This is a genomic window from Novosphingobium colocasiae, from assembly GCF_014652555.1.
Classification (GTDB): Bacteria; Pseudomonadota; Alphaproteobacteria; order Sphingomonadales; family Sphingomonadaceae; genus Novosphingobium; species Novosphingobium colocasiae.
Genome location: NZ_BMZA01000002.1, coordinates 449,276 through 475,454, shown reverse-complemented (window position 1 = coordinate 475,454; position 26,179 = coordinate 449,276). Strand labels below are relative to the sequence as shown.

Here is a 26,179-nt window from a genome sequence, read left to right as displayed (position 1 = left end):
AGACTAATTAGTTTTGCCGTGACGGCCAATGACAAATTGTTCACCGTCAGACGAAACTGTACGGGTCCACGTCTATCGCCACCCGCACCCCGCGCGGGAATTCGAGTGGGTCGAGCCAGCCGCGCAGGACCTTCTGCACTTCTGCCGAGCGGCGCGCAGCGACCAGCAGGCGGAAGCGGTAGCGGCCGCGCAATAGCGCCAGCGGGGCCGGGGCCGGGCCGAGGATCAGGACATCGGGCAGGTCGGGGGCGCAGCCGCCGATCGCGCGGGCGGCGGCGAGCGCTTCGGCCTGATCCTCGCTTGATACGATGATCGCCGCCCAGCGTCCGAACGGCGGTGCGCCCGCCTCGCGCCGCGCCTCGATTTCGGCGGCGTAAAAGGCGTCGCGATCGGCGCTGGCCAGTGCGGCAATGACGGCGGCTTCGGGGTGGCGGGTCTGGATCAGGACTTCCCCCGGCTTTTCGCCGCGACCGGCGCGGCCGGAAACCTGCGCGATCTGCTGGAAGGTCCGCTCCGCCGCCCTCAGGTCACCACCGTCGAGCCCGAGGTCGGCATCGACCACGCCGACGAGGGTGAGTTCGGGAAAATGATAGCCCTTGGTCACCAGTTGGGTGCCGACGATGACGTCGATCGCGCCGGCTTCCGCCGCCGCCACGAAGGTGCCGATGCGTTCGGGGTTGTTCATGGTGTCCGAGGTGACGGTCGCGACACGCGCTTCGGGGAACAGCTCCGCCACTTCGTCGGCGATGCGTTCCACCCCCGGGCCGCAGGCGACGAGGCAGTCAGCGGCCCCGCATTCGGGGCAGGCTTCCGGCACCGGCGTTTCGTGGCCGCAGTGGTGGCAGGCGAGCCGGCCGCTGAACCGGTGCTCGACCAGCCAGGCGGTGCAGTTGGGGCACTGGAAACGGTAGCCGCAGGTCCGGCACAAGGTGAGCGGGGCATAGCCGCGCCGGTTGAGGAACAGCAGCGACTGTTCGCCGCGCTCCAGCCGGGCGCGCATCTCGTCGACCAGCCGGGGGGCCAGCCATTTGCCTGGCGGCGGCACCTCGCTGCGCAGATCGACCACGCTGATCGCCGGCAGGCGCGCGCCGCCGAAGCGGTCGGTCAGTTCGACCCGCCGGTAGATCCCGGCATCGGCCAGTTGCATCGATTCGAGCGCGGGCGTGGCGCTGGCGAGGATCACCGGTAGCCCTTCCACCTTGGCCCGCATGACCGCCACGTCGCGGGCGTTGTAGCGCACCCCGTCGTCCTGCTTGAACGACACTTCGTGTGCCTCGTCCACCACCACCAGCCCCAGCCGGGCGTAAGGCAGGAACAGCGCCGAACGCGCGCCGACCACCACTTGCGCGCTGCCCTGGACGATCGCGCGCCACGCCCGCCGCCGCTCGCTCGATTTGAGCGAGGAGTGCCACAGGATCGGCGGCACCCCGAAGCGCGCCTCGAAGCGGCGCAGGAAATTCTCGGTCAGCGCGATCTCGGGCAACAGCACCAGCACTTGCCGGCCCCGTTTCAGCGCCTCGGCAACGGCTTCGAAATAGACTTCGGTCTTGCCCGATCCGGTCACGCCATCGAGCAGGAACGGCGCAAAACCGCCATCATCGACGGCGCGGACAAACAGGTCGGCCGCCTCCTGCTGAAGCGCGGACAGGTGCGGCGCGGCATGGGCAGGATCGGCGCGCGGATAGGGCCGGTCCAGATCGACGGTCACCGCCTCGACCAGCCCGGCACCGACCATGCCGCGCAGCACCGCTTCCGAGACGCCGGCCAGTTCGGCCAGTTCGCGGATGGTGCCCTGTTCCCCCTGCAACGCATCGAGCGCGGCGGCGCGCTGCGGCGTCAGGCGCGCCGGTTCCTGCCCGGTGAGGCGATATTCGGTCACCGTGCCGCCGCCGCGCAGCGCCGCCATGCTACCCAGCGCCATGCGCGCCACCGCCCACAGCGGGGCGCAGTAATAGTCTGCCGTCCACTCGATCAGCCGGCGCAGCGGCGCGGGCAGGGGCGGGACCGGCAGGACTTCCAGCACACTACGCAGTTTTTCGGATGGCACTTCCTTCGCGTTCAGGCGTTCGGGTTCCCAGGCGATGCCGAGGATTTGCCGGGGGCCCAGCGGTGCGATAACGACGTTGCCCGGCTCGATCCGCATTCCCTCCGGGACGCGATAATCGAGCACGCCGAGCGCGGCGTTGAAGACCAGAAGGCGGACGCGAGTCATCACAGCCCCGGCTTATAGGCGGCCCGGGGCGTGAACGTGAAGGAGGAGGCGATGAGCATGTGGGCAATTACGCAAGGCGCAGGATCCGCGGCGATCAACCGGCGCACGCTGCTGGCGGGCTTTGCCGCCACCGGGGCGCTGGCGCTGGGCGGCTGCGCCACGATCGGCCAGACCAGCTATACTGAAGCGGTGCGGCGGCTGCTGACGCTGGCCACCCAGCGCGCCTTTGCGCAACTCACCCGCCCGGACGGCTTCTGGGACAGCACTGTCGCGCGGGTGGAATTGCCCGTGCTGTTCGGCAAACCCGGCAAGATCGCCTCAGTCGTGTTGAAAAGCCCGGCATTTCGCGAAAAGCTCCAGCACAGTCTGAACCGCTTTGCCGAAGACGGTGCCCGCCGCGCCGCGCCGGTCGCTGCGGATGCGCTGCGTTCGCTGACCTTCACCGATGCGCTGGCGCTGCTCAAGGGCGGCGGGACCGGCGCGACCACCTATTTCCGGCAGGCGATGGGGCCGGGACTGGTGAACGCGATGATCCCGGCGCTGGGCGATGCGATGCAGGTTGCCAATGACCCGGTGCTGAACCAGGCGATCGCGCTGCTGTCGGGCGTGAACCTGGGAGATGCGGCGCATGCTTTGGCGCTCAACATCGATAACGCCATCTGGTACCAGATCGGCGAGGCCGAAGCCGATATCCGCCGCGACCCGCAAAGCACGAACGACCCGCTGCTGATCGCAGCGCTCAAGGTGTTGTAGGATGGGCGATGCCGGTACCTGTTGCGGAGCAAACGGCGAGTTTGGCGTGCTCCTTCAGCCTTCGTGCGTTGTTGCCCGATGGATGCTGAAACGAGTTCAGCATGACCAAGAGTGGGCGAAGACCCATGGTTTCCTGGACGCCGGGAGTATCCCCAACCCCGCATCCTCGTCGCCCTGAACTTGTTTCAGGGTCCATCATGCGGCTTGCCCGGTTTTTGGAGGGTAGCGCGGCCGGTGCCTGTCGCGGGGTAAACAGTGAGTTTGGCGTGCTGCTGTGCCTTTGCTGAGGCGGGGTACGACGTAAGTCCAAAAACATCCACCGGCCAACTTCTCCAAGCCGCCTAGCCCCGCCCCGCCCGGTTCCCTATAGCGGCGCGCAAGATTCGTGTCGGGTCGCATCCGTGCGTCCGGCCCCCTCGCGCAGCAGGATACGGACCATGAAATTCTTCGCCGACACCGCCGAAATCGCCGACATCAAGGAACTGGCCGCGACCGGCCTGCTGGATGGCGTGACCACGAACCCCTCGCTCATCGCCAAGTCGGGGCGCGATTTCATGGAAGTGACCCGCGAAATCTGCGCCATCGTCGATGGTCCCGTCTCGGCCGAGGTGGTCGCGCTCGATCACGAAGGGATGATGCGTGAGGCCGAAGTGCTGCGCAAGCTGGCCGACAACGTGTGCATCAAGGTCCCGCTGACGATCGACGGGCTCAAGACCTGCAAGGCGCTGACCGGCGATGGCACGATGGTCAACGTCACCTTGTGCTTCTCGGCCAACCAGGCGCTGCTGGCGGCCAAGGCCGGCGCTTCCTTCATCTCGCCGTTCATCGGCCGCCACGATGACAACGGCTTCGACGGGATGGACCTGATCCGCGATATCCGGCTGATCTACGACAACTACAATTTCCAGACCGAAATCCTCGCCGCCTCGATCCGCCACGGCGTCCATGTGCTGGAATGCGCCCGCATCGGAGCCGACGTGATGACGGCGCCGCCCGCCGTCATCAAGGGCCTGTTCAAGCACGTGCTGACGGACAAGGGCATCGAGGGCTTCCTGGCCGACTGGGCGAAGACCGGCCAGACGATCTGATCGCCCCCTCAGGCAGAACCGCCGCTACGTCTTCGGCAAGGCGAAGGCGACGAGGATGTTCTTCTCGTTCGTCGCCAGTGCGCCGCTGCCACCGGCCGCGATGATGACGTACTGGCGGCCGTCTCGCGCCACGTAGGACATCGGGTTGGCATTGCCGTTGGCCGGTATGTCGGCCTGCCACAGCAGCTTGCCGGTTCTGGTTTCAAAGGCACGGATGCGCTTGTCCGGGGTGGAGGCGATGAAGGTGAGGCCGCCGGCGGTCGTCATCGGGCCACCCACGGCAGGCAGGCCGAACGGCACCGGGATGTGCGAGGCCATCCCCATCGGGCCCATCCGCTCGGCCCCGCCGATCGGGCGCTTCCATGCGACCTTGTGGCTGACCAGATCGACCGCGGTCAGTTCGCCCACCGGCGGTTGCAGGCAGGGCACGTTGAGCGGTGACATCAGCGTGCCGTTAAGCACGGCATAGCGTGCGCCGCTCTGCGGCACCCCGGCGCGCACCGCTTCGGGCGAGGACTTAACGCCCTTGCCAAGCGGCTTCATGCCGCGCCGGTCGGCCTCGGCCCGGTCGATCAGCCGCGCCTTGGTCGGCAAGCGGTTGGAATTGACGAGCAGCAGGTGGTTGACCGGATCGATCGAGAAGCCGCCCCAGTTCACCCCGCCGGCAAAGCCGGGGTACTGCAGCGACCCTTGCAGGCTGGGCGGGGTGTAGCGCCCTTCATAGCGCAGCGACTTGAATGCCACCCGGCACCAGAGCTGGTCGAACGGGGTCAGCCCCCACATCTCCTTTTCCTGCAACCGCTCGCCCGCGAAAGTGGGCATGTCGGGCGAGAAGGGCTGGGTGCGCGAATAGCGCTGTTCGCCCGGCGCATCGCCGCGCGCCACCGTCTTTTCGACGACCGGCATGATCGGTTTGCCGGTGCGCCGGTCCAGCACGAACGTATCGCCGGTCTTGCTGATGCTGATGAGCGCCGGGACGGTGTGGTTGCCGACCGGGAAATCGGTCAGCACCGGTTGCGAGGCGATGTCGTAGTCCCAGACGTCATGATGGACGGTCTGGAACATCCAGCGCACCGCGCCGGTCTTGTTGTCGAGCGCCATGATCGCGTTCGAGAACTTCTCCGCCGCCGGCGTGCGCTCGCCGCCGTAATAGTCGGGCGTGGCGACGCCGAGCGGGACATAGACCAGCCCCAGCGCCTCGTCGGTGCTGGAGATCGACCAACTGTTGGGCGTGCCCGGCTGATAGATTTCGGTATCGCCCAAGGGCGCCGTCCGCTCCGGATCGGCGGGATCGAAGTCCCAGGCCTGGCGGCCGGTAGCGAGGTCATAGGCGCGGATCACGCCGGAAGGCTGGAGCAGCTTCTGGCCGTCGAACCCGTAGGAACCCAGCACGATGACGTTGCCCGACACGGTGGGGGCCGAGGTGTAGTAGAAATAGGCGCGTTCGTGCGGGCCGATGTTGCGGCGCAGATCGACCGCGCCGTTCGTGCCGAAACCGGGGCAGGGCGCGCCGGTGCGGGCGTCTATGGCGAGCAGCCGCGCATCAATGGTGCCGGTGTAGATGCGCTCTGCGCAGGCGGCGGCGGGGTCACCGGCAGGGGCCATGCCCCGGGCGGCAAGGTTGGCGTAAGCGACGCCGCGGCAGTTGGCGAAGGCCAGCCCCTGATCGTCGGTTTGCGGATCGTGCCGCCAGATCTGCTTTCCGGTGGCGGCATCAAGCGCGTAGAGCACGTTGTGCGGCGTGCAACCATACAGCACATCGCCGATCTTGAGCGGGGTCACCTCGAAGGCCAGCGCCGGGGCACCGCCGGGACGCGGGGCGGCACCCGTCTCGTATGTCCACGCGACGGCGAGGTTGCCGACGTTGGCGGGGGTGATCTGGGCCGACGGGGCGAAGCGGCCACCGCCGGCATCGTTGCCCCACACCTGCCATTCCGTCGGCCGGGCATCGAACCGCGCGAGCTGGTCCCTCGCCCCCGTGACCGGGCCGGAGGGATTGGCGATCAGCAACGCCGCGATGGCGACGACGGCCAGGGCCAGCACCCCGATCAGTGCCCTGCCGCCGTTGCGGGCCGCGCGGACATGTCCGGTATGGCGCAGGATCGGCGGGCACAGGAAGACCAGAGCCAACCCGGTCAGGAACGCGGTGCGCGGCACCAGTGCCCAGCCGTTGCCGCCGGTTTCCCACAGCGCCCAGATCCAGGTGATCGCCAACAGCGCCAGATAAACCCAAATCGAATTCGGGTTTCCACGCCATAGCCAGAATGCGGTTGCCAACAGGGCCAAGCCGCTGAGCGCATAATAGGCAGAGCCGTGCAGGAGCAGCAGTTGCGCCCCGCCGAGCAGCAATGCTGCGCCGCAAACGGCGAGAATTACGGAAAAAATCCGTCCCCATACTCTGTCGGCGGCAAGCGGCTTGGGGTTATCGGTCATCCGGCCTTCTCCTCTCCACACCCGGCTTTGCGCCGATGGAGTTGCGTACAATACCGAAACTTTCTCGACAATAGCGATCGACCGGTCGATAGGCAGGACAGGAGCGGGAATCGCGCTCGGCACAACATGGGAGCCGAAGGATGGCACAACGGCGCGATCGGGCGGCGGCCCGCGATGGGCTGATTAGCGAAGGATTGGCAGCGTGACGGTGCCGCTGGTTGATCTTGGCGGGATGCACATCGTGCTGGTCGGCGGTGGCGGGGATATCGGGACGGCGATGGCGCGGCAGTTCGTTGAACTGGGTGCGCAGCTTCGTGTATTCGACCGCGATGCTGCGGCGCTTGATCGCCTGCGCGAAACGCTCGGCGCGCCGGCGCAGATCGAGGTGCGCGTGGTCGATGTGACCGATGAAACGTCGATGCGTGCGGCGTTCGCGGCGGCGGGGGACCGGATCGACGGGCTGGTCAACGCTGCGGGAATCGAAAATCCGCCGATGCCGATCGAGGATTTCGACCTGGCGATGTTCCGCAAGGTGATGGACGTGAACGTCACCGGCCTTTTCCTCGGCCTCAAATACGGCGTCCCGCGTATGGCGGGGGCGGGCGGATCGATCGTCAACCTCGGCAGCACCGGCGGAATCAAGGGCGCGGCGCTGGTCAGCGCCTATGTGGCGAGCAAGCACGCGGTGATCGGGCTGACGCGCTCTGCGGCGGTGGAATGCGGGCCGCGCGGCATCCGCGTGAACGCGGTGTGTCCTGGCCCGATCGAGGGGCGGATGATCGATGCGATCTATGGCAGCAGCCCGGGTCAGCCTTCGGAGCAGGCGCGGGCGCGGATGGCGCAGATGCCGAGCCGCCGCTTCGGACGGGCTGACGAGGTTGCGGGGCTGACGGCCTTCCTGCTCTCACCCGCCAGCGGCTTCATCAACGGGGCGCTCTATCCGATCGACGGCGGCATCAGCGCGATCTGAGGCCGGCGCGGCGGTGGCGCGCTCTCGTCGCTGCTCGGAAATGGTTGGACTTTGGGGCATGTGATTTAAATCCGATTACAAGTCGGATATTGCAGGGTCCATCCATTCTGGATCTTTTATCACCAACTGGAAAATATCAGCTTATCCGTGAACGCCGAAGCAGTGAAAGCAACGAAACCCATACAATGGGCCATTGTGGAGGAAGGATTGATCATACCTTCTCGGCTTTGAAAAAAAGGGAGTAGAAGATGCCAGTTCGCCTGATCGCCTCGCCCGGCGGCGCGCAGCTTGCCGTGGACGATACTGGTCCTGCCGATGGCAATGCGGATGGCCCGGTGCTGGTGTTCAGTCATGGTTTCATGATGAACCGCCAGATGTTCGCGCCGCAGGTGGATCATTTTCGCGCCCGTTATCGCTGTGTCGCCTGGGATGCGCGGGGGCATGGCGACACGCGCTGGGACGGGCCGTTCGATTACTGGGATTCCGCCCGTGATCTGCTGGCGATCTGCGATGCGCTGGATCTCGCGCGCGTGGTCCACGTGGGGATGAGCCAGGGCGGGCTGGTGGGCATGCGGGCGGCGCTGTTGCGGCCCGGCCGTCTGGCCGGCCTGGTTCAGCTCGCGACTCAGGCCGGGGCGATGCCCGAAGGCCTGGATGACAGCTTCGCGCGGATGATCGGGGACTGGATCGATCACGGACCGGATGCGGATAAGCTGGAGTTTCTCGCCTCGTTCATCCTCGGGCCGGGGGTGGATCACGCCACCTGGCATCAGCACTGGCGCAATATGACGCAGGCGCAGGTGCGCGATGCGACCGGGGCGCTGATGACGATCGATCCCTTGTGGCACCGGCTCGGCGAAGTGACCCTGCCGGTCGCGACCATCCACGGGCTGGCGGATATCGCGACGTCGCATGAACTGGGGCTGCGGACGCCGGCTGCTGTGCCGGATCCGCGCGGCGTGACCCTGATCGAGGGTGGGCCACATGCCGTCAATCTGACCCATCCGGCGCAGGTGAACCGCGCCATCGAGGAATTCTTGCAGGAAATCGCTGTCGATAGCGGCGCAACAGGAGGACGTTAGCATGGATCTTGGGCTTGAAGGAAAGGTGGCGCTGGTCACCGGCGGCGCATCCGGCATCGGCGCGATGTGCTGCCGCGTACTGGCGGGCGAGGGTGCCAGCATCGTCGTCGCCGATCGCAACGAGGAGCAGGCCGCGGCGCTGGCGGCCGAGTTGGGAGCCGGTGCCGTGGCGATCGGCGTGGACGTGACGTCCGAGGACCAGTGCGCAGCGATGGTGGCGCTGGCGGTCGAGCGATTCGGCAGGCTGGACGTGGCGGTCAATTGCGCCGGTATCACCAGCCCGAAGACGCTGTTCGGCGACATCGAAACGCGGCTGTGGGATCAGGTCATCGGCGTCAATCTGACCGGCCTGTTCCTGTCGATGCGGGCGGAGGTGCGGGCGATGAGCGAATCCGGCGGGTCGATCATCAACATCTCCTCGATCATGGGGGCTGTCTCCACCGTCGGTGCCGCACCTTACGTGGCGAGCAAGCATGGGGTGGTTGGCCTGACCAAAGCCGCTGCGCTTGATGTTGCGGCGCAAAATATTCGGATTAACGCTATCGGGCCGGGTTATATCGACACCCCGTTGCTGCAGCAGGCGACGCTGACCAACATCGACGAGATCGCTGCGCTGCACCCCCTTGGGCGGCTTGGCCGACCTGAAGAAATCGCCGCAATCGTTGCGTTTCTGGCATCGCCCCGCGCCAGTTTTGCCACCGGTGCCTATTATCCGGTCGATGGGGGATATCTGGCCCGCTGATCAGAAAATCCGGATACCCCGCATTTATGACGGGGCATCGGTTATGCTGCACGTGCGCAAACAGGCGATCGAAAGCCGACTTCGTTTTGGAGGGGAAGGTGTGACAATATGTCCACCATACCCAAAAAATATGACCAATCTGTCAGGAATTCGTGGGAATTATTGACAGCGGGCGACCGTAAAAATATAGCCGAAAAACCGATTGAACGTCGGGTAAACAAAAATACTCTAGGGGGACGGAAGATGAATCTTCGTACCAGATTGATGCTTGGCACGTTTGTGGCTGCGCTGGTCGCGCCGGCTGCAGCGCAGGCCCAGGATGAAGGCGGCGAAATCGTCGTCACCGCGAACAAGCGCGAACAGAACCTCAACGACGTCGGTCTGACCATCACCGCAATCGGCGGTGCCGCTCTGCAAGAGCGCGGCATTACCTCGCTGGCCGATGTGGCCTCCGCCATCCCCGGCCTTGCCTTCGCGCCGTCCAACACCGGCACCCCGATCCTGACGCTGCGCGGCGTCGGCTTCAACGAAAGCTCGCTGGGCGTCTATCCGGCCGTTTCGGTTTACGTCGACCAGGTCCCGCAGCCTTTCCCGGCGCTCGCTGCGCACTCGGCGTTCGACGTGCAGCGCATCGAAGTGCTGAAGGGTCCGCAGGGTACCCTGTTCGGCCAGAACTCGACCGGTGGTGCGATCAACTACATCGCCAACAAGCCGACCGACACGTTCCAGGCCGGCGGCGACATCAGCTACGGCCGCTTCAACGCGATCGAAGCCAACGCCTTCCTGTCCGGCCCGCTGACCGAGAATGTCCGCGCCCGTCTGGCGATGAACGGTCGTCACATGGATGACTGGCAGTACAGCGCCACGCGCGACGACGGCAACGGCCATCAGTCGTATATCGCGGGCCGCTTCATCCTGGATGCCGACCTTGGCAACCTGAAGCTGGAAGGCATGCTGTCAGGCTGGCGCGACAAGTCGCAGCCGCAGGCCCAGCAGCTTGTCGGCATCCGCGTGCAGAACTGGAGCGCAGAGCGTGAAGCGCGTCACCCGTTCTACCTGAACCCGACCTGGAGCGGCGGCAATCCGCGCATCGCTGACTGGAGCACGCTGGTGCGTGACCCGGGCCTGTCGCCGGCTTCGTCCACGCTTCCCTACGGCTTCGGCCCGGAAAGCACCTGGGGCGAAAACAACCTCGATCCCTTTGGCAATCGTCGCATGTGGCAGGGTTCGCTGCGTGCCGACCTTGACCTGAGCGGAATGACGCTGACCTCGATCACGTCATATGCTGATTTCAAGCAGCGTCAGGGCATTGATGGCGACGGCATGAAGCAGGTCACTTACGATCTTGAGAAGAGCGACGGCTATATCCACAGCTTCAGCCAGGAACTGCGCCTGTCCAACGACCAGACCGGCGCGTTCCGCTGGATGGTTGGCGGCAACTATGAAAAGAGCACCACGTTCGAAGATCAGGGCCTGCGTTATTTCGATAATACCAGCCATGACTCGTCGCTGTTCTTCATCAACTATTCGGGTGTGACGAACAAGCAGAAGATCGAAAACATCGCCGCGTTCACCAACCTGGAATTCGATGTCTCGCCGAGTCTGACCCTCAAGGCAGCAGCGCGTTACACCAGCTCGAAGAACCGCAACGCGCTGATTTCGTACACCACCGAAAACGGCAACGTGAACAAGTTCTTCAACTACCTCGGCGCGTTGCTGAACGGCGTTACCAGCGACTACTACAACGAAAACGGTGTGCCGACCGACGCGGCAGGCAATCCGTTGCCCTTGCCGTTCACGCCGATCACGCCTGACCAGAACTACACGCTCAACAGCTCCTTCATGCCGGGCGAAGTCTTCCGTGGGAACCTCAAGGAAGACAACGTATCCTGGCGCGTGGGCGTTGACTACAAGGTCAATCCTGATGTTCTGCTCTACGCGAACGTCTCGCGTGGCTACAAGGCAGGCTCGTTCCCCAGCCTCGCGGCTGCGAATGCTGTTGCTCTAAGGCCGGTCAATCAGGAATATGTGACGGCGTTCGAGGCGGGTTTCAAGGCGAGCATGTTCGATCGCGTCGTTCAGCTAAATGCTGCGGGGTTCTACATGGACTACCGCGACAAGCAGGTTCGTGGCCGACTGCTTGATCCGATCTTCGGCGGTCTTGAAACGCTGGTCAACATTCCGAAGTCACGGATTGCCGGATTCGAGGCTGATGTGACGGTACGTCCGACTTCAGGGCTCACTCTGAGCGGCGCAGTGACCTATTTGAGTTCGAAAATCCTCAAGAGCCCGGAGCCTCCCAAGAACTATAACGTGTTGGGTACGGCCGACAATTTTGTCGGCGATCCGCTGCCGTTTACGCCGGAATGGTCGGGTTCGGTCAATCTGGACTACCGCTATGAGACGTCGGGCGGTCTGACCCCGTTCATCGGTGTGTCGGTCAGCGCACGAACTAAGGCAGATTCGCAGCTAGGCTCGGAGCGGATGGATTATCTCGGTCTAAAGGGCGAAAGTCCTTGCCAGACGGCAACGGATGGGACCGACGTATGCTTCCTCGCTCCGGGCGTGAAGAATCCGTTCATGCTCAACGGCTACGCGACGGTCGATGGCCGCGTGGGCGTCGAAGGCAAGGACGGGGCCTGGAAGCTGATGTTCTGGGCCAAGAACATGTTCAACAAGTACTACTGGACCAACGTGATCTCCTCGGCGGACTCGGCCGCTCGCTTTGCGGGCATGCCGGCCACCTATGGCCTCACGATCGCGATGAAGGTGCAGTAACAGGAATGAGGGTGATCCCCGGGAAAGCGTAAGTCTTCCCGGGGATTAGTTCTGAGAGGCCAGGCGACCGGAGAGTGCTGCGCCGATCCGGCCCAATGGGCCGGATCGGCGCGGCTTTTCCTGCTTCGGGCTCCGGCGCTGTGCGTCGGGATCCAACTCTCGACCCTATTTCTCGCTATTTGAGAGGCCATCCGCTTCCTGTGCCCCTTACGGGTAACGTCACTGTTCCACTGGCGATATCCTTTCGATACGTTCCACATGGTCAAAAGATGCCCGCAAGCTCACGAGAAGTCTGCGGCGGTATGGGAGAAGGGAGGTATGTCCTCCCTCTGGACGGGAAATGGCAACTGACGTGAACGCGATCCAAGATGCACCGGCAACGGCAACCCGAAACAGCGATCCCTGGGATCGCACCGCCGTCGAACCACGGCTGAAAGTCATTCTTGATCGCACGGTCGAATGGCGTCCACGCGGGCCCTATCGCGCCAAGTCCGATGCCGAGATCGCGGCGATGCTGACCCGCTTCTTCAGCCATCATGGCCAGCGTGACGTGGTCGTCTCGGGCGTGCGGCGAATGTCGGGCGGGGCTTCGAAGGAGCAGTTCTTCTTCGATATCGCTCATGCCGATCTGCCTGAGGGCGAACGCCTGATCCTGCGGATGGACCCGCTGGAATGCATCGCCCAGACCTGCCGTGGCCGTGAAGCCCAGCTTCAGACCGCGATGGGCGCGGTGCTGCCGGTTGCTCCGGTGCGCCTGGTCGATATGGACGCCGAGGTGATGGACCAGCCCGGATCGATCCTGGAATTCGTCCACGGCGTGACCGAGCCGAGCGACAGTTCCGCCAAGGGCGTCTCCGGCATGGGATCGCAGATGGGCGACTGGGCCCCCAGGCTGGCCCCCCAGTTCGTCGATGCCTTCGTCAAGACGCATGGCTTCGACTGGGCCGGTGCCGATCTCAGCCTGTTCGCGGCTCCGCGCCCCGGGACCACCGATGCGGCGTTGTGGCAGGTCAACTACTGGTCGGAACTGTGGTGGAACGCGGTGGTCGAACCGATCCCGGTCATCACCCTGTGCGAACGCTGGCTGCGCGAAAACCTGCCGGTTTGCGAAAACCCGGTGGTGGTTCATGGCGATCTCAGGATCGGCAACTTCATGTTCGAAGAGCCCAGCGGCCGCTTCACCGCCATTCTCGACTGGGAACTGGGGCATCTGGGCGACTATCACGAGGATATTGCCTGGGCGATCCAGCGCCTGTTCGGCAACTGGGACAGTGCCGGCAATTTCCTCGTCTCAGGCCTTCTCCCGCGTGACGAATTCATCGCCCGGTACGAGGCGCAGTCCGGCAATGTCGTGGATCCGAAGACGCTGCGCTATTACGAGATCCTCAACGCCTACAAGTGCGCCTCGATGGACCTCGGCCAGGCGCTGCGCGCCGCGCACGAGCACAACAACCATCAGGAAAACGTGCTCACCTGGCTGGGGGCGGCGGGGGGCGTCTTCCTCAACCAGATCGTCAAGATGATACGGGAGGAAATCTGATGCTTCCGGGTATCGATCTGCGCCTGCGCAACATGATCAAGTCGATCGAGGATATCGTCCTGCCGGCGATCCCCGGCGACCAGAGCCTGGCGCGCGAACAGGCGCGGCTGATCGCCGGCCATCTGGCCATCATCAAGGACCAGTGGCGGCATGCTGTGCGCTTCGAAGCGGGATCGCTGGCGGCGCTGGTGGACCTGGCGTGGGCGCTGATCCCGCAGGTTGCGGACGATCAGGCGCGCGAACTGAGCGCCGCCGCCGAAGCCACGGCGCGGATCGACTGGCAGGATATCGACGCACTGAACGCTTCGATCTGCGCGGTCGGCGCGGCGGTGGACAAGGTGATCCTGGGCGAGGAGGGCACCCGCCCGCTGGGCCCCGAAGCCTGGGCGGCGGTGCTGGCCTATGGCGAAAAGGATGCGCAGCGCCAGCGCACCTGGTTCCAGGGCGTGGGGATCGATCCCGACCGGTCCGAACTGCCGCCCGTCGCGTCGCTGGGCTGAGCGGCCGTGATCCGCCTGGTGTGCCTGCTGGCCCCGCGCGCGGGTGTGTCCGTTGCCGCTTTCCATGCGGTGTTGCGCGATCGCGTGGGGCCGCTGGTGGCGGGGATGCAGACCGGGCTTGACCTGATCCGCTACGTCCAGTTGCTGGCCGATGCCGATGCGGCAGAGGGCGATGCTGCGGCCCGGGCGATGCGCGATATGCCACCGTCACCGCATGCGGCGATGATGGATTTCTGGTGGGCGTCTGCTGCGGCGGTCGATGCCGCATGCGCCGGAGCGCTGCTGGACCGGATCGGCGCTGCGGTGGCGGAAGTGGTCGACCCGCAAGCCTCCTGCTGCTGGCTGGCGAGCGAGTTTCCGCAAGTCCAGACGCAGCATGCGCGGGTCGTCGCCCGGCCGCGCACGCCGCTGCTCAAGCTGGCCTTCATGCTGCGGCGGGCCACCGGGATGACCGACGCGGAGGCGCGCGACTACTGGCTGACCGGGCACGGCCCGCTGATCCGCTCCTATGCGCCGGCGCGGGGCATGCACGCCTATTACCAGGTTCATCGCCGCGATGATCGGGAACGCTTGCCCAAGCTGGCGGCAGCGCTGGGTCTGGCCGAGGGTGACTTCATGGGCCATGCCGAAGCGTGGTTCGACCGTTCGGCTATGCGCGGCGGGGCCGATCTGGAGGAGGCCAAGACGAAAGCGGTGGAGGATGAGCGCCGCTTTATCGGCCTGGCCGGTTCGGTGCTGTTCTCCGGCAAGGAATATGCTTTCGTAGAGCGCGACTGGGCGCTCTGAACCCCACCCGCTGGCGGACCGGGTGACCGGTTCGGCCACCCCACACCAAGGCTGGAACCTTCATGACGCTGACCCGCAAACAGATCTATTCCTATGTCCTGCCCGGGCAAGTGTCCGATCCCAATCCGGTGTTCGCCCAGGCGGCGGCGGCCGAGGCGCTGGGGATCGGCGGGATATTCCTGTCCGAGCGGTGGGAGAGCAAGGAACTGGGCGCGGTGATGGGGGCGCTGGCGCATGCCACCACGTCGCTGCAACTCGTGGCCGGGCTCACCCATTTCGGCACCCGCCACCCGGTCGTCCAGGCCGGCATGGCGCAGACGATGCAGATGCTGAGCGGCGGGCGCTTCGTGCTGGGTTACGGGCGCGGGGTCGTCTCGCACTTCAAGAAACTCGGCATCCCGACCCCCAACATGCAGGGCATGGTGGATTATGTATCGATCCTGCGCCGGCTGTGGGCTGGCGAATCGATCAGTTACAACGGCCCGGCGGGGGACTATCCGGCGCTGCAACTGCCGCAGGGCTATGACAACCCGCCGCCGCTGATCATGGGCACGATCGGCCCCAAGACCCTGGCGATGGCCGGCGCGCATTTCGACGGTGTGGTGCTGCACCCGTTCCTGACCGTGGACGGCGTGGCGCGATCGATCCGCATCGTGCGCGATGCGGCCGAAGCGGCGGGGCGTGATCCGCTGGCGGTCAAGATCTACGCCACCATCGTCACCGCTCCGGATACTCTGTCGGAAGATCAGCGCATCGATATCCTAGAAGCGCGGGCGGTGTCCTATTTCATGCACCGTGAACTCGGCATGCCGATCGTGGCGACGAACGGGTGGAGCGAGGAGCCGCTCGACGTCATGGCTTCGACCGGCCTCGCCGCGCTGGAATACGGCACCGGTGACGCGCGCGACAAGCGCCGGCGGATGGCCGAGGTGGCGGGTCTCCTGCCCTCGGAATGGCTCACAGAGGGTGCGGCGGTCGGCAGCGTGGCGCGCTGCATCGAGAGGCTGGGCGAATATGTCGATGCCGGTGTCGACTACATTTTGCTGCACGGCACGACCCCGGACCAGCAGGGCGAGATCGTCGGCGCGTTGCCGCCGGGCTGAGGCTTTTGCTGCGCGGCATGGCCGCTTGACGCCAGGGTGACAAAGTACGATCCCAGAGGTGATTATCTTGCGCGATCGGCGGAAATGCGTGAAAATCCCTCGCAATAACCGAAAAGATTTCGCTTTTTTCGGGCCTAGGTTTATGGTTCCAGGAATCATAATGGGAGAGAGTCCGTGCCTGACAAGCAGGAAGTGGATTTCGATGTCATAGTAGTCGGTGCCGGGATCACCGGCATGTACATGCTCTACAAATTGCGCGAGCTGGGGATGTCGGTCCGGGTGATCGAGAAGAACGGCGATGTCGGCGGGACGTGGAACATGAACCGCTATCCCGGCTGCAAGCTGGATTCGGAATCGTACACCTATGCCTATTCGTTCCTCCCGGACCTGCTGCAGGAATGGAACTGGTCGAACGAGTTCGCGTCGCAGCCCGAGCTGATGGAATTCTTCAGCAAGGCCGCCGACCGGATGGACGTGCGCAAGGACATCACCTTCAACGTCAAGGCCACCCGGATGGTCTATGACGAACAGGGCAATTTCTGGACGGTCGAACTGGACAACGCGGAAATCCTGCGCGCCCGCTTTGTCCTGACGGCGGTTGGCGCGCTGTCGACTCCGCGCATGCCGAGCTATCCGGGTATGGACCTGTTCCGGGGCGAGGTGTTCCATTCCTACTACTGGCCGCACGAACGCGGCGGTTACGGCGGCAAGGAGGTCAGCTTCGCCGGCAAGCGCGTGGCCGTCATCGGCACCGGCTCGACCGGGGTGCAGATCATCCAGGAAGTGGCCAAGACGGCAGACCGGATGTTCGTTTTCCAGCGCAGCCCGAACTGGTGCGCGCCGCTGTGCAACAAGCCGATCGAACCGGAACGCATGGCCGAGATCAAGGCCCGCTACCCCATCATCTTCGAAAAGTGCGAATCCACCAATTCCGGCTTCCAGCACGATTTCATGTTCGAAACCGCGCACGGCACGACGGCCGAAGAGCGGGAGGCGCTGTTCGAGGAACTTTATAACCAGTCCGGCTATGCCATCTGGGTCGGCCACTATGGTGACATGTTCACCGATCCGGTTTCCAACGGCTACATCACCGATTTCATCGCCCGCAAAATCCGCCAGCGGGTGAAGGACCCGGCAATTGCCGAAAAGCTGATCCCCAAGGACCACGGCTTCGGGCTGAAGCGGGTGCCGATGGAAACCAACTATTACGAGGCGTACAATCAGGACAACGTCGAACTGATCGACATCCGCGAAGACCCGATCATCGAGATGACGCCGGACGGCATCCGCACCGGCACCCGCGACTTCGATGTGGACATGATCATCTACGCCACCGGGTTCGATGCGATCATCGGCGGGCTCAAGGAAATGGACATCCGGGGCCTGGGCGGCAAGACGCTGAAGGAAGCGTGGCAGGACGGGCCGTTCACCTATCTTGGCCTGCAGGTGCCCGAATTTCCCAACCTGTTCACGCTGGTCGGCGCGCACAACGGGGCGACCTTCTGCAACATACCGCGCTGTGCCGAAGCGCAGATCAGATGGGTGGCGGACCTGTTCGCCCATGCCGTGGAGAACGGTATCGACCGAATCGAGGCGGACGAGCAGGCGGCCGAGGAATGGACGCGCCATGTGTTCGAAGTGGCGGATGCCACGCTGCTGACCACGGCGACCAACAGTTGGTTCTGGGCGGAATTCGGCAAGGGACTGGAGCGCGGCCATCGCCTGCTGGTCTACAACGGCGGCAACCCGGCCTATCGCGCCAAGGTCGAAGAAGTGCGGGCCAGGGGATACGAAGGCTTCATCATGCGCCAGCCCGCTGTGGTGGATTGAGCGCACCGGCCGGCGGCGGGGCGGGGGCCCGGCCGCCGGGCCCGGCGGCTCATGCGCTGCAGGCGGTGGCGATGATCGCCAGATCCTCGGCGCAGTCTATATCGGTCGCCAGTCCCGGCGTGGTGACGGTTCGCGCCAGCGCCCCGGTTTCGCGGGCGAATGCGGCAAAGCTGCCCGGTCCGAAATGAAAATCGACGGTGTGGCCCGGGGCCAGTGCCACCGCGTTCGTCCCGGTGCCGCCGCGATCAGGGGCGAGGGCGATACCCGCTTCGCCAGCGGCTGCGAGAAGCGCGCTGACGTCATGACCGCACAGCAGCGGCAAGTCGGCGTTGATGGTGCAGAATCCCTGTTCAGACACCGCACCGCGAAGCGCGGCGAGCATTACGTTGACCTCGTCCCAGTCTGCAACCCATTCGCCGGACCATCCGGCGGGCCGCACCGGGCACAGTACCAGCGGCGACACGCCCGGGATTTCGGCCAGCACTGCCATCACGTGGCGAAACATGCGTTCAGCCAGGTCCTCGCGCGCCGCCGCGTCCAGCGCCCCGGCCAGCCGCGACTTGCGCGATCCGGGTTGCTTGATCGGGACGACGACCCGCCAGGTCACCGCAGGCTGTCCGCCAGCGCCACCGCCGCCTGGGCGACGCGGACGCGGTCTGCTTGGGTATGCATCAGTGTATCAGCACGCGCCACTGTTACGGCGAAATCGGCCTGGGGATCGCCTGCGTCGATCAGCATGGCGTCGATCAGCCCGGCGTAATGCCCGGCCACGGCGACGGCATCCACGGTCATGCCCAGTTCGCGCATCAACTTGGCCGTCGGCCCCTTCACCGCGTCCCCGCCGACCAGCGGCGATACCGCGACGACCGGGGCTTTCGTGGCGCACAGCGCCTCGCGGATGCCGGGCACGGACAGCACCGGATCGACGCTGAGGAACGGATTGGACGGGGCAATCAGCACCGCGCGCGTATCGGCGGCGGTGATGGCTTCGATCACGCCGGGGCCGGGCCGGGCATCGGCAGCACCGGCAAAGCGGATGGCGCTGACCACGGGTGCAGCGCGGCGGCCGACGAAATAGTCCTGAAACTCCAGTTCGCCGGCGTCAGTATCGAGCATCGTGCGCACGGGGCTATCGCTCATCGGCAGCACCGTTGCGCCGATCTCCCAGCTTTCGCAGACCCCGGCAGTGAACGCGGACAGCGGCGCACCCGCCGCCAGCGCCAGCGCGCGCAGGACGTGCATCGCCAGATCGCCGTCGCCCAACTGGAACCAGCCCGGCCCGCCGAGCGAGCGCAACGCCTCCATGAAATTCCAGCTTTCGCCGGCGCGGCCCCAGCCAAGCTCGGGGTTGGCCTTGCCGGAAAGGGTATAGACCAGCGTGTCGATATCGGGGGAAACCGGGAGGCCGAGATGGACGAAATCGTCAGCGGTGTTGACGATCGCAGTTACCGTGTCGGGTGGGAAAGCCTCGCAGCAGCCCTTTACCAGCTTGGCCCCGCCGACGCCGCCGGTGAGTATGACGATGCGGCCGGTCATTGGAACAGATCCTCTTCAATCGGGCGGACAAGCGCCGCAGCGGGGCGATCGGGGGCATCCCACTCCAGCCCCCGGATCAGCACGGCGGGAATGCCTTGTGCGCCTTCGCCCATCACCAGCCCGGCCGCGCTGGCGACAAGATCGGCAAAGGCGACCTGGGTGACCGCCATCGGCCGGCCGTTGCGATCCGGCGCGCCGCGATGGTCGATCAGCGACGGCAGCCCTGCCGCGCCGATCGCGACATTGACCACGCCCATGCGCCAGGGGCGGCCGAAACTGTCTGAAAGGACCACTGCCGGGGCATGGGACAGGCGTGCTGCCAGCCGTTCGCGCAGGGCATGGGCCGAAGCGTCGGGGTCTTGCGGGAGCAGCAGCACCGTGTCGGCATCGGCCTGATCGCCCAGGTTCGATTGATCGATGCCGGCGTTGGCCATGACGTGGCCGGTGCGGTGGCAGGCGATCAGCACATGGGGAACCGCGCGGACGATCCGCGTCGCCTCGTCCTGCACCAGCGCCACCAAGCGGGGGTCCTTGCGTGTCCGCGCGGCAAGGTCCGCTGCGGCATCGTCGACGACGACTTCATCGAGCACCGCCACGCGGCCCTCGGCTTTCGAAACGATCTTCGATGTCACGACGAGAACATCGCCCGGCCCCGGCGCGCAGCCGATGGCGATCAGCGCATCGGCCAGCACTGCGGCCAGATCGCAGCCAGGCGCGATTTCGCCGATACCCGTGATCGGTACAATATCAAGCATCGGCGGCAAGCCGAAAATGTTGGGCAATACGGGTCAACGCAGGTCCTCTGGCGGCGATTCAGGCCAGCGACAGTAGCAGGGCATCATCCGAGTTGGAAACCCGGCGATAGAGCGTATCGCGCCGGACCAGCGGCCGGCCGCCGGTGGCGGCGATGGCGCGCAGATCTTCGGGCGTTATTTCCTGCCCGTGCGCCGCCCCGGCCGCACGGCTGATGCTCTCGTTCATCAGCACGCCGCCCAGATCGTTCACCCCGGCCCGCAGCATCGCCGCCGCGCCGGTCCACCCCAGCTTGACCCACGAACACTGGATCGATCCGATCGCGCCGTGCAGTACCAGCCGGGCCACCGCATGCATCAGCACGCTTTCACGCCAGCTCGGCCCGCCGCGCGATTGGCCGCGCCGGAACATCGGCGCTTCCATGTGGACATAGGGCAGGGGGACGAATTCGGTGAACCCGCCGGTTTCCTGCTGCTGCCGCCGCAGCCGCAGCAGATGCCGTGCCCAGTGCACCGGACTTTCGACATGGCCGAACATGATCGTCGAAGTGGTGGGCAGGCCGATACGGTGCGCGGTGCCGACGACGTTCAGCCACTGGTCGGTCGTCAGCTTGTCGGGGCAGATGACCCGGCGCACGTCGTCGTCAAGGATTTCAGCGGCGGTGCCGGGCAGCGAACCCAGTCCTTCGTCTTTCAGCATCGCCAGATAGTCGGCGATGTCGAGGCCGAGGGTATGCGCCCCTTGCGTAACTTCCAGAGGCGAGAAGGCGTGGATATGCAGGTCCGGGCAGACCCGCTTGATCGCCCGCAGGATCGACACATAGGTGTCGCCGGTGAACTCGGGGTGGATGCCGCCTTGCAGGCACACTTCCGTCGCCCCGCGATCCCACGCCTCCTGCGCCCGGGCCGCGATCTCGTCCAGATTGAGGCGATAGGGGCGGTCGCGGAATCCGGCCTTGCTCGATGACTTCGAGAAGGCGCAGAAGCCGCAGGCGTGGGTGCAGATGTTGGTGTAGTTGATGTTACGGTTGATGACGTACGTCACCTCGTCGCCCGAAACTTCGCGGCGCAGCACGTCCGCCGCTTCGACCACCGCCATCGCGGCGGCATCGCGGGTGTCGAACAGCGCGGCGATTTCGGTCTCGGTCAGTTCGCTCCCGCTGGCCGCACGGTCGAGCAGGCGGTGCAGGCTGGCTGCCACCGGGCCGGAGTGGACAGCGCCCAAAGGTGCCTCGGGGCTGGCGGGGACGGGCAGGCTCGATCCCGGGCACCAGCGGCTGTCGCGCGCCAGACCTTGCGCATCGGCCAGTTTCAGCACGGCCGGGCGCAGCGCGAGATCGATCCAGCCGTCATCGGCCGCGTTCACATAGGCGGGGTGTGCGGTCAGCCGCGCGGCCAGCGGCAGGCCCTTGGCGGCGCAGATCGCGCCCAGACGTTCGATCTCGGGCCAGCGGGCTTCGGGATTGACGTGATCGGGCGTGACGGGGGAGATGCCGCCCCAATCGTCCATCCCGGCATCGATCAGGACGCTCAGCCGCGCATCGTTGAGGTTGGGCGGCACCTGCACCGAAACCTCCGGTGGGAGGATGATCCGTGCTGCGGCAATGGTGCGCAGCATGTCATCCTCGCTCACCGTCGGTGCATCGGCCATGCGGGTGCCCGGCTTGGGGCTGAAGTTCTGGACGATCACTTCCTGCAGGTGGCTATGCTGCAGATGCAGGTCGCGCAGCGCTTCGATCGTTTCGATGCGTTCCTGCGGCGTTTCGCCGATACCGATCAGCATGCCGGACGTCATTGCCATCCGCGCCCGGCCAGCCGCCGCGATCGAGTCTATGCGCACTTGCGGCACCTTGTCCGGCGAACCGTGGTGGGCGTGCCCTGCCGCGCAAAGGCGTTCGGCGGTGGTTTCCAGCATCAGCCCGCACGAGGCGGCGATGGGGCGCAGCATGCGGTAATCGTCTTCGTCCAGCACCCCGGCGTTGATGTGCGGCAGCAGCCCGGTCTCACGCAGCACCCGCTCGGCGCAGTGGCGGACATAATCGATGGTGCGCGAATATCCACGATCGGCCAGCCACCGGCGCGCGACGTTGTACCGCCGCTCGGGCGCGTCACCCAGGGTGAACAGCGCTTCGGTGCAGCCGGCGGCGACGCCTTCGCGGGCGATGCTCAGCACCTCTTCCTCATCAAGGTAGGGCGCAGGCAGGGCGGACGGGGTGGTGGCGAAAGTGCAGTAATGGCAAACATCGGCACACAGGCGGGTGAGCGGAATAAAGACCTTGGGGGAATAAGTCATACGCTCGAACCCGCGCTGCGAACGTACGGCACATGCAGCAGCCATCACGTCTTCGAGCGGGGATTCGAGCAACCACGTGGTGGAAGTTTTACTGCCCAGGGCCTTCAACCTCTGTCTCCATTATCATTTTCGCCGTCATTGCTGATAAATGTTCTGCAAGGATGCAATTTTTCGTCGATTTGTCGGATAATTTGTTTTTACTGAGCCTCAAACTCGCCTAATGCAACTGTCGCTGCCGCCATGGTCTGGCGCAAGGACAAGATAAGGATAGCAGATATGACCCGGATCGCAGTTATCGGAGGCACAGGAAACTTGGGCAAGGCGATTGCTCGCAGGCTGGTCAAAGGCGGCCATGACGTCAACATCGGCTCGCGCGACGCGGCGCGGGCAGCGGCCTGCGCGCAAGAGATCGGCGCGGCGGGCGGCGGTGAAAACGCTGCGGTCGCTGCCGGGCAGGAGGTGGTGATCGTGGCTGTTCCGCATGCCTCGCAAGCGGCGACGCTGGCGGAAATCCGCGATCGCGTGGGCAGCGCCGTGGTGGTTGATACCACCGTGCCGCTGGTTCCGCCCAAGGTCATGCGGGTGCAGCTTCCGGCCGAAGGATCGGCGGCGATGCAGGCGCGCGCCGCGCTCAACCCCGATACCCGGCTCGTCACCGCGTTCCACAACGTCGCCGCGCACCGCCTCGATCATGCCGATGACGTGATCGAATGCGATGTGCTGTGTTTTTCCGACGATGTCGAAGGCCGCAATCTGGTGGTGGGCCTGTGCGGCGATATGGGCCTGCGCGGCTTGAGCGGCGGCGCTCTGGCCAATTCCGCGGCGGCCGAAGCGCTGACCTCGATCCTCATCTACATGAACAAGACTTATGGCGCGGACGGCGCGGGCATCCGCTTCACCGGCCTCGTCAGCGCCCCGCCGATTCCGTAAGATCGCCGCACGCGCCGCCCCGTTTCGAACCGGGCGGCGCGTACCGGCGTCAGACCGGCGCACCGGCCTCGTCACAGATCCGCGCAATCAGGGTGCCCTGGTTGGACCCGCTGAACAGCAGCGACAGCGTTTCCGGCAGATTGTCGAAGCCGGGGCGGACATCTTCGCGATGGGCGATCAGCCCTTTCGCGGTCCAGTCCGCCAGATCGGCCAGCGCCATCGGGATAGCCTCCGGGTGATGGCGGCCGACGAAGCCTTCAATGCGGATGCAGCCATAGATCAGGCGCATCATGTCGATCGGCGGGGCGACGATCGGCCCGCCGCCGTCATAGGCTGAAATCTGCCCGCACAGGACGATCCGGCCCAGCGGACGCATCCGCGCCGCCGCCTGCGCCAGCATATCGCCGCCGACATTGTCGAAATAGATGTCGATGCCATCGGGGCACAGCGTGTCGAGCCGTTCGGCCAGGTTTTCGTGCTTGTAGTCGATCAGGTGTTCGACGCCGCACTCCTCGCGCAGCCAGGCCAGCTTTTCAGCCCCGCCGGCGATGCCGATGACCTTGCAACCCTTGATCCGCCCGATCTGCGCGACCACCGATCCGACCGATCCCGCCGCGCCCGATACGAGCAGCACATCGCCCGGCTTCGGCTCGCCGATCTTGACGAGGCCGCACCAGGCCGTGATCGCATTGATCCCGAGCGGGCCCATCGCATCGACCGATGAAATGCCGTCGGGAATGATGCGATAGCCGACCGTCGGATCGAGCCATTGCTGGTCCTGCCAGGTGGCCGGTCCGAACAGCCGGGTACCTTCCGGAAACTGCGGATTGCGCGTTTCGATCACCCGCCCGAGCCCGGGGGCCAGCACAGGATCGCCGAGCGCGGTGACCGGGTGATAGCTGTCCGTCTTGCCGCTGATCCAGTTGCGGATCGTCGGTGCGCACAGCAGCAGTTCCCATTGCACCAGCACCTGCCCATCGGTGCCCGCGCCGTGTTTGTCCGGCCCATCCTGCCGCCGGAAGCAGGCGCGGGTCACCGCGTCGTCCGGATGCTTTTCCAGCAACCATTGTCTGTTTGTCATGCTCTGTCCCGCCGGTTCCGGTTCATGCTGGTGCCATTTACAGCGTGACGCCTTCGGGCAGGTCGAGCGCGATGATCGGGATTTCGCGCTGGCAGCGGGCCTGATATTCCGCCTGAGCGGGCTGCTCGGTCGAGATGAAATCCCAGTAGGGCTTGCGCTCTTCACCGGTAATCACGCGGGCGGTGGCTTCCGAGCCATTGGCACCGACCTGGATGCGGCATTCGGGATTGGCTTCGAGGTTGAGCGACCACACCGGCGGCTCTTCAGTGCCGCCGCGCGAGGCGACGATCAGGATATCGCCGTTGAAGCGGTAATACTGCAGCGCGGTGTTGCGCCATTCGCCGCTCTTGCGGCCCTTGTGGTGCAGCAGCAGGCAGGTGACGGGGCCGCCGGGGGTGCCGATGGCGATCGGGTCCCACATGTGAGCGGCCGCAGGATCGCTCAGATAGAGCCGGCGATGCTTTTCCAGTTCTTCCTTGACCAGATCGGGCAGGGCCTTGAACTCATCCTTGGCGAAATCGGTGGCGCGGACTTCATCCATCTTGCCGGAACCCATACGCTTCTCCTCTCATTGTTTTTTTGAAATTCTGGCGGGGCGGTCGTCACCGCCCAAGTTTGCGCGATAATCCGAAATTTAATCGCTATAAATTATATCGCTTCAAGCTATGGCCGCCATAGGAAATCCAGATAGCTGCGCTGCGGCCCGGATGTTTCAGCGGGCAGCACGAATCCTGTTAATCGGCGAAATAGCTCCATTTCGTCGAGCGTTCCAGCATCGAAATTCGAGAATTTCAGATGCTCCGTCATGCATCTCATCATGTGAGGAAAAATTTCGACTAAACTTTGGAAAATGCTTTGCCAGCACTGCTGCGCGCCCTTAGCCTCCCTCGGCGCTTCAGGCGCAGTCGGGTTCGATAGAGCGGTGCAGCCTGCAATCGGTTCGTTTCCGGAGAGGATGGAAAGACAATGGCAGACTGGAATGGCAAAGTCGCGCTGATTACCGGCGGGGCATCCGGCATGGGCGCATCCGTGGCGCGCATCGTCGTGCGCGAAGGCGGCAAGGTCGGGCTGTGCGACCTTAACGAGGAACTCGGCGCGCGGATGGTCGATGAACTCGGCAAGGATAATGCCGTGTTCCACAAGACCGACGTCTCCAGTCTCGAAGAAATGACCGCCTTCGTCGATGGTTCGGTCGATCACTTCGGACAGGTGGACGCGATGTTCAACAATGCCGGCATTGGCGGCATGGGCTCGGTGATCGATCTTGATGAAGCCGGCTTCGAAAGGGTCATCCGGGTCGATCTGTTCTCGGTGTTTTTCGGCTGCAAGGCGGTGCTGAAGCACATGATCCCGGCCGGGAAGGGTGCCATCCTCAACAATGCGTCGATCTCGGGCATGTTCGGCGAATACGGGATGAGCTCCTATGCGGCGGCCAAGGGCGGCGTGATCAATCTGTCCCGCTCGATCGCGCTCGACGTTGCGCGCCGGGGGATCCGGGTCAACACGCTGTGCCCCGGCACGGTCGATACGCCGCTGTTCTCCGGCCTCAAGAAAGCGCCCAGCGTGTTCGACACGTTCGTCAGCAATGTCCCGATGGGGCGGATCGGCGCACCCGACGAGATAGGCGAAGTGGCCGCGTTCCTGCTGTCCGACAAGGCCAGCTACCTGACCGGGGCGGTGATCCCGGTAGATGGCGGCATCACCTGCAAGACCGGCTTCCCCGATCTCGCGCCGTTCATGGAAGAACTGCAGCGCGCATTCAACAGTTAG

Annotated in this window: 22 protein-coding genes; 13 read left to right on the top strand and 9 right to left on the bottom strand. The window is 65.0% G+C overall.

Going from position 1 to position 26,179, the window contains the following annotated elements; genetic code table 11:
* Nucleotides 1-46 precede the first annotated feature (46 nt).
* A complete protein-coding gene (locus IE122_RS06035) occupies nucleotides 47-2,212 on the bottom strand; it encodes a primosomal protein N' (protein WP_189620181.1) in 2,166 nt (721 codons plus the stop codon).
* A 51-nt stretch (nucleotides 2,213-2,263) separates the two neighbouring features.
* Between IE122_RS06035 and IE122_RS06030 the strand changes: the two genes are divergently transcribed.
* The gene (locus IE122_RS06030; RefSeq protein ID WP_189620180.1) at nucleotides 2,264-2,965 is read left to right on the top strand and encodes a DUF4197 domain-containing protein; all 702 of its coding nucleotides are present in this window, start codon (nucleotides 2,264-2,266) and stop codon (nucleotides 2,963-2,965) included.
* Nucleotides 2,966-3,402: 437 nt separating this feature from the next.
* Nucleotides 3,403-4,053 carry a fructose-6-phosphate aldolase gene (fsa, locus tag IE122_RS06025; protein ID WP_189620179.1) on the top strand — a complete coding sequence of 217 codons (651 nt, stop codon included), beginning with the start codon at nucleotides 3,403-3,405 and terminating at the stop codon, nucleotides 4,051-4,053.
* Between the two features lie 24 nt (nucleotides 4,054-4,077).
* Here fsa and IE122_RS06020 read toward each other — a convergent pair whose 3' ends face one another.
* Complete coding sequence (locus IE122_RS06020; protein ID WP_189620178.1) at nucleotides 4,078-6,486, bottom strand: membrane-bound PQQ-dependent dehydrogenase, glucose/quinate/shikimate family; 2,409 nt, start codon at nucleotides 6,484-6,486, stop codon at nucleotides 4,078-4,080.
* A 202-nt stretch (nucleotides 6,487-6,688) separates the two neighbouring features.
* Between IE122_RS06020 and IE122_RS06015 the strand changes: the two genes are divergently transcribed.
* The 9 genes from IE122_RS06015 (at nucleotide 6,689) to IE122_RS05975 (ending at nucleotide 17,817) form a co-directional block, all read left to right on the top strand.
* Nucleotides 6,689-7,456: an SDR family NAD(P)-dependent oxidoreductase gene (locus IE122_RS06015; protein ID WP_189620177.1), complete on the top strand. Its 768-nt coding sequence runs from the start codon at nucleotides 6,689-6,691 to the stop codon at nucleotides 7,454-7,456.
* 248 nt (nucleotides 7,457-7,704) lie between these two features.
* Complete coding sequence (locus IE122_RS06010) at nucleotides 7,705-8,538, top strand: alpha/beta fold hydrolase (RefSeq protein ID WP_189620176.1); 834 nt, start codon at nucleotides 7,705-7,707, stop codon at nucleotides 8,536-8,538.
* 1 nt (nucleotide 8,539) lies between these two features.
* Nucleotides 8,540-9,280, top strand: coding sequence for an SDR family NAD(P)-dependent oxidoreductase (locus tag IE122_RS06005; protein ID WP_189620175.1), 741 nt, complete (start codon nucleotides 8,540-8,542; stop codon nucleotides 9,278-9,280).
* Between the two features lie 108 nt (nucleotides 9,281-9,388).
* Nucleotides 9,389-12,058, top strand: coding sequence for a TonB-dependent receptor (locus IE122_RS06000; RefSeq protein ID WP_189620174.1), 2,670 nt, complete (start codon nucleotides 9,389-9,391; stop codon nucleotides 12,056-12,058).
* A gap of 352 nt (nucleotides 12,059-12,410) precedes the next feature.
* Nucleotides 12,411-13,598 (top strand): phosphotransferase family protein, encoded by a 1,188-nt coding sequence (locus IE122_RS05995; RefSeq protein ID WP_229813804.1) that lies wholly within the window; start codon nucleotides 12,411-12,413, stop codon nucleotides 13,596-13,598.
* Nucleotides 13,598-14,098: a hypothetical protein gene (locus IE122_RS05990; RefSeq protein ID WP_189620172.1), complete on the top strand. Its 501-nt coding sequence runs from the start codon at nucleotides 13,598-13,600 to the stop codon at nucleotides 14,096-14,098. Before IE122_RS05995 ends, IE122_RS05990 begins: the two co-directional genes overlap by 1 nt.
* A gap of 6 nt (nucleotides 14,099-14,104) precedes the next feature.
* Nucleotides 14,105-14,884 carry an EthD domain-containing protein gene (locus tag IE122_RS05985; protein ID WP_189620171.1) on the top strand — a complete coding sequence of 260 codons (780 nt, stop codon included), beginning with the start codon at nucleotides 14,105-14,107 and terminating at the stop codon, nucleotides 14,882-14,884.
* 62 nt (nucleotides 14,885-14,946) lie between these two features.
* Complete coding sequence (locus IE122_RS05980; protein WP_189620170.1) at nucleotides 14,947-15,987, top strand: TIGR03857 family LLM class F420-dependent oxidoreductase; 1,041 nt, start codon at nucleotides 14,947-14,949, stop codon at nucleotides 15,985-15,987.
* A 174-nt stretch (nucleotides 15,988-16,161) separates the two neighbouring features.
* Nucleotides 16,162-17,817, top strand: a complete 1,656-nt coding sequence (locus tag IE122_RS05975; protein WP_229813802.1) for a flavin-containing monooxygenase — start codon at nucleotides 16,162-16,164, stop codon at nucleotides 17,815-17,817.
* Nucleotides 17,818-17,866: 49 nt separating this feature from the next.
* On the opposite strand, the gene cofC is transcribed toward IE122_RS05975, so the two are convergent.
* Genes cofC through cofH form a run of 4 tightly spaced genes read right to left on the bottom strand, consistent with a single transcriptional unit; the run spans nucleotide 17,867 to nucleotide 22,443 of the window.
* Nucleotides 17,867-18,424 carry a 2-phospho-L-lactate guanylyltransferase gene (gene cofC, locus IE122_RS05970; RefSeq protein WP_189620169.1) on the bottom strand — a complete coding sequence of 186 codons (558 nt, stop codon included), beginning with the start codon at nucleotides 18,422-18,424 and terminating at the stop codon, nucleotides 17,867-17,869.
* Entirely contained in the window at nucleotides 18,421-19,353 is a 933-nt protein-coding gene (gene cofD, locus IE122_RS05965) for a 2-phospho-L-lactate transferase (protein WP_189620168.1), read from the bottom strand. The genes cofC and cofD overlap by 4 nt, the downstream gene beginning before the upstream one ends.
* Nucleotides 19,350-20,108, bottom strand: coding sequence for a coenzyme F420-0:L-glutamate ligase (cofE, locus tag IE122_RS05960; protein ID WP_189620167.1), 759 nt, complete (start codon nucleotides 20,106-20,108; stop codon nucleotides 19,350-19,352). The genes cofD and cofE overlap by 4 nt, the downstream gene beginning before the upstream one ends.
* Before the next feature lie 58 nt (nucleotides 20,109-20,166).
* On the bottom strand, nucleotides 20,167-22,443 hold the full coding sequence (cofH, locus tag IE122_RS05955; RefSeq protein WP_189620257.1) for a 5-amino-6-(D-ribitylamino)uracil--L-tyrosine 4-hydroxyphenyl transferase CofH: 2,277 nt from the start codon (nucleotides 22,441-22,443) through the stop codon (nucleotides 20,167-20,169).
* Between the two features lie 231 nt (nucleotides 22,444-22,674).
* Between cofH and npdG the strand changes: the two genes are divergently transcribed.
* Nucleotides 22,675-23,328, top strand: a complete 654-nt coding sequence (npdG, locus tag IE122_RS05950) for an NADPH-dependent F420 reductase (RefSeq protein ID WP_189620166.1) — start codon at nucleotides 22,675-22,677, stop codon at nucleotides 23,326-23,328.
* Between the two features lie 49 nt (nucleotides 23,329-23,377).
* Here npdG and IE122_RS05945 read toward each other — a convergent pair whose 3' ends face one another.
* From IE122_RS05945 to IE122_RS05935, 3 genes are all read right to left on the bottom strand, one after another.
* Complete coding sequence (locus tag IE122_RS05945; RefSeq protein ID WP_189620165.1) at nucleotides 23,378-24,409, bottom strand: MDR family NADP-dependent oxidoreductase; 1,032 nt, start codon at nucleotides 24,407-24,409, stop codon at nucleotides 23,378-23,380.
* 37 nt (nucleotides 24,410-24,446) lie between these two features.
* A complete protein-coding gene (locus IE122_RS05940; protein WP_189620164.1) occupies nucleotides 24,447-24,965 on the bottom strand; it encodes a nitroreductase family deazaflavin-dependent oxidoreductase in 519 nt (172 codons plus the stop codon).
* Between the two features lie 107 nt (nucleotides 24,966-25,072).
* Nucleotides 25,073-25,216 (bottom strand): hypothetical protein, encoded by a 144-nt coding sequence (locus tag IE122_RS05935; protein ID WP_189620163.1) that lies wholly within the window; start codon nucleotides 25,214-25,216, stop codon nucleotides 25,073-25,075.
* A gap of 159 nt (nucleotides 25,217-25,375) precedes the next feature.
* Here IE122_RS05935 and IE122_RS05930 point away from each other — a divergent pair, with 159 nt between their 5' ends.
* Nucleotides 25,376-26,179, top strand: a complete 804-nt coding sequence (locus tag IE122_RS05930; RefSeq protein ID WP_189620162.1) for an SDR family NAD(P)-dependent oxidoreductase — start codon at nucleotides 25,376-25,378, stop codon at nucleotides 26,177-26,179.

What these genes read in the sequence shown, in the direction of transcription:
- IE122_RS06035 (WP_189620181.1), bottom strand. Translation starts at nt 2,212, where the DNA reads ATGACTCGCGTCCGCCTTCTGGTCTTCAACGCCGCGCTCGGCGTGCTC.
- IE122_RS06030 (WP_189620180.1), top strand. Translation starts at nt 2,264, where the DNA reads ATGAGCATGTGGGCAATTACGCAAGGCGCAGGATCCGCGGCGATCAAC.
- fsa (WP_189620179.1), top strand. Translation starts at nt 3,403, where the DNA reads ATGAAATTCTTCGCCGACACCGCCGAAATCGCCGACATCAAGGAACTG.
- IE122_RS06020 (WP_189620178.1), bottom strand. Translation starts at nt 6,486, where the DNA reads ATGACCGATAACCCCAAGCCGCTTGCCGCCGACAGAGTATGGGGACGG.
- IE122_RS06010 (WP_189620176.1), top strand. Translation starts at nt 7,705, where the DNA reads ATGCCAGTTCGCCTGATCGCCTCGCCCGGCGGCGCGCAGCTTGCCGTG.
- IE122_RS06005 (WP_189620175.1), top strand. Translation starts at nt 8,540, where the DNA reads ATGGATCTTGGGCTTGAAGGAAAGGTGGCGCTGGTCACCGGCGGCGCA.
- IE122_RS06000 (WP_189620174.1), top strand. Translation starts at nt 9,389, where the DNA reads ATGTCCACCATACCCAAAAAATATGACCAATCTGTCAGGAATTCGTGG.
- IE122_RS05990 (WP_189620172.1), top strand. Translation starts at nt 13,598, where the DNA reads ATGCTTCCGGGTATCGATCTGCGCCTGCGCAACATGATCAAGTCGATC.
- IE122_RS05980 (WP_189620170.1), top strand. Translation starts at nt 14,947, where the DNA reads ATGACGCTGACCCGCAAACAGATCTATTCCTATGTCCTGCCCGGGCAA.
- cofD (WP_189620168.1), bottom strand. Translation starts at nt 19,353, where the DNA reads ATGACCGGCCGCATCGTCATACTCACCGGCGGCGTCGGCGGGGCCAAG.
- cofE (WP_189620167.1), bottom strand. Translation starts at nt 20,108, where the DNA reads ATGCTTGATATTGTACCGATCACGGGTATCGGCGAAATCGCGCCTGGC.
- cofH (WP_189620257.1), bottom strand. Translation starts at nt 22,443, where the DNA reads ATGGCTGCTGCATGTGCCGTACGTTCGCAGCGCGGGTTCGAGCGTATG.
- npdG (WP_189620166.1), top strand. Translation starts at nt 22,675, where the DNA reads ATGACCCGGATCGCAGTTATCGGAGGCACAGGAAACTTGGGCAAGGCG.
- IE122_RS05945 (WP_189620165.1), bottom strand. Translation starts at nt 24,409, where the DNA reads ATGACAAACAGACAATGGTTGCTGGAAAAGCATCCGGACGACGCGGTG.
- IE122_RS05940 (WP_189620164.1), bottom strand. Translation starts at nt 24,965, where the DNA reads ATGGGTTCCGGCAAGATGGATGAAGTCCGCGCCACCGATTTCGCCAAG.
- IE122_RS05935 (WP_189620163.1), bottom strand. Translation starts at nt 25,216, where the DNA reads ATGACGGAGCATCTGAAATTCTCGAATTTCGATGCTGGAACGCTCGAC.
- IE122_RS05930 (WP_189620162.1), top strand. Translation starts at nt 25,376, where the DNA reads ATGGCAGACTGGAATGGCAAAGTCGCGCTGATTACCGGCGGGGCATCC.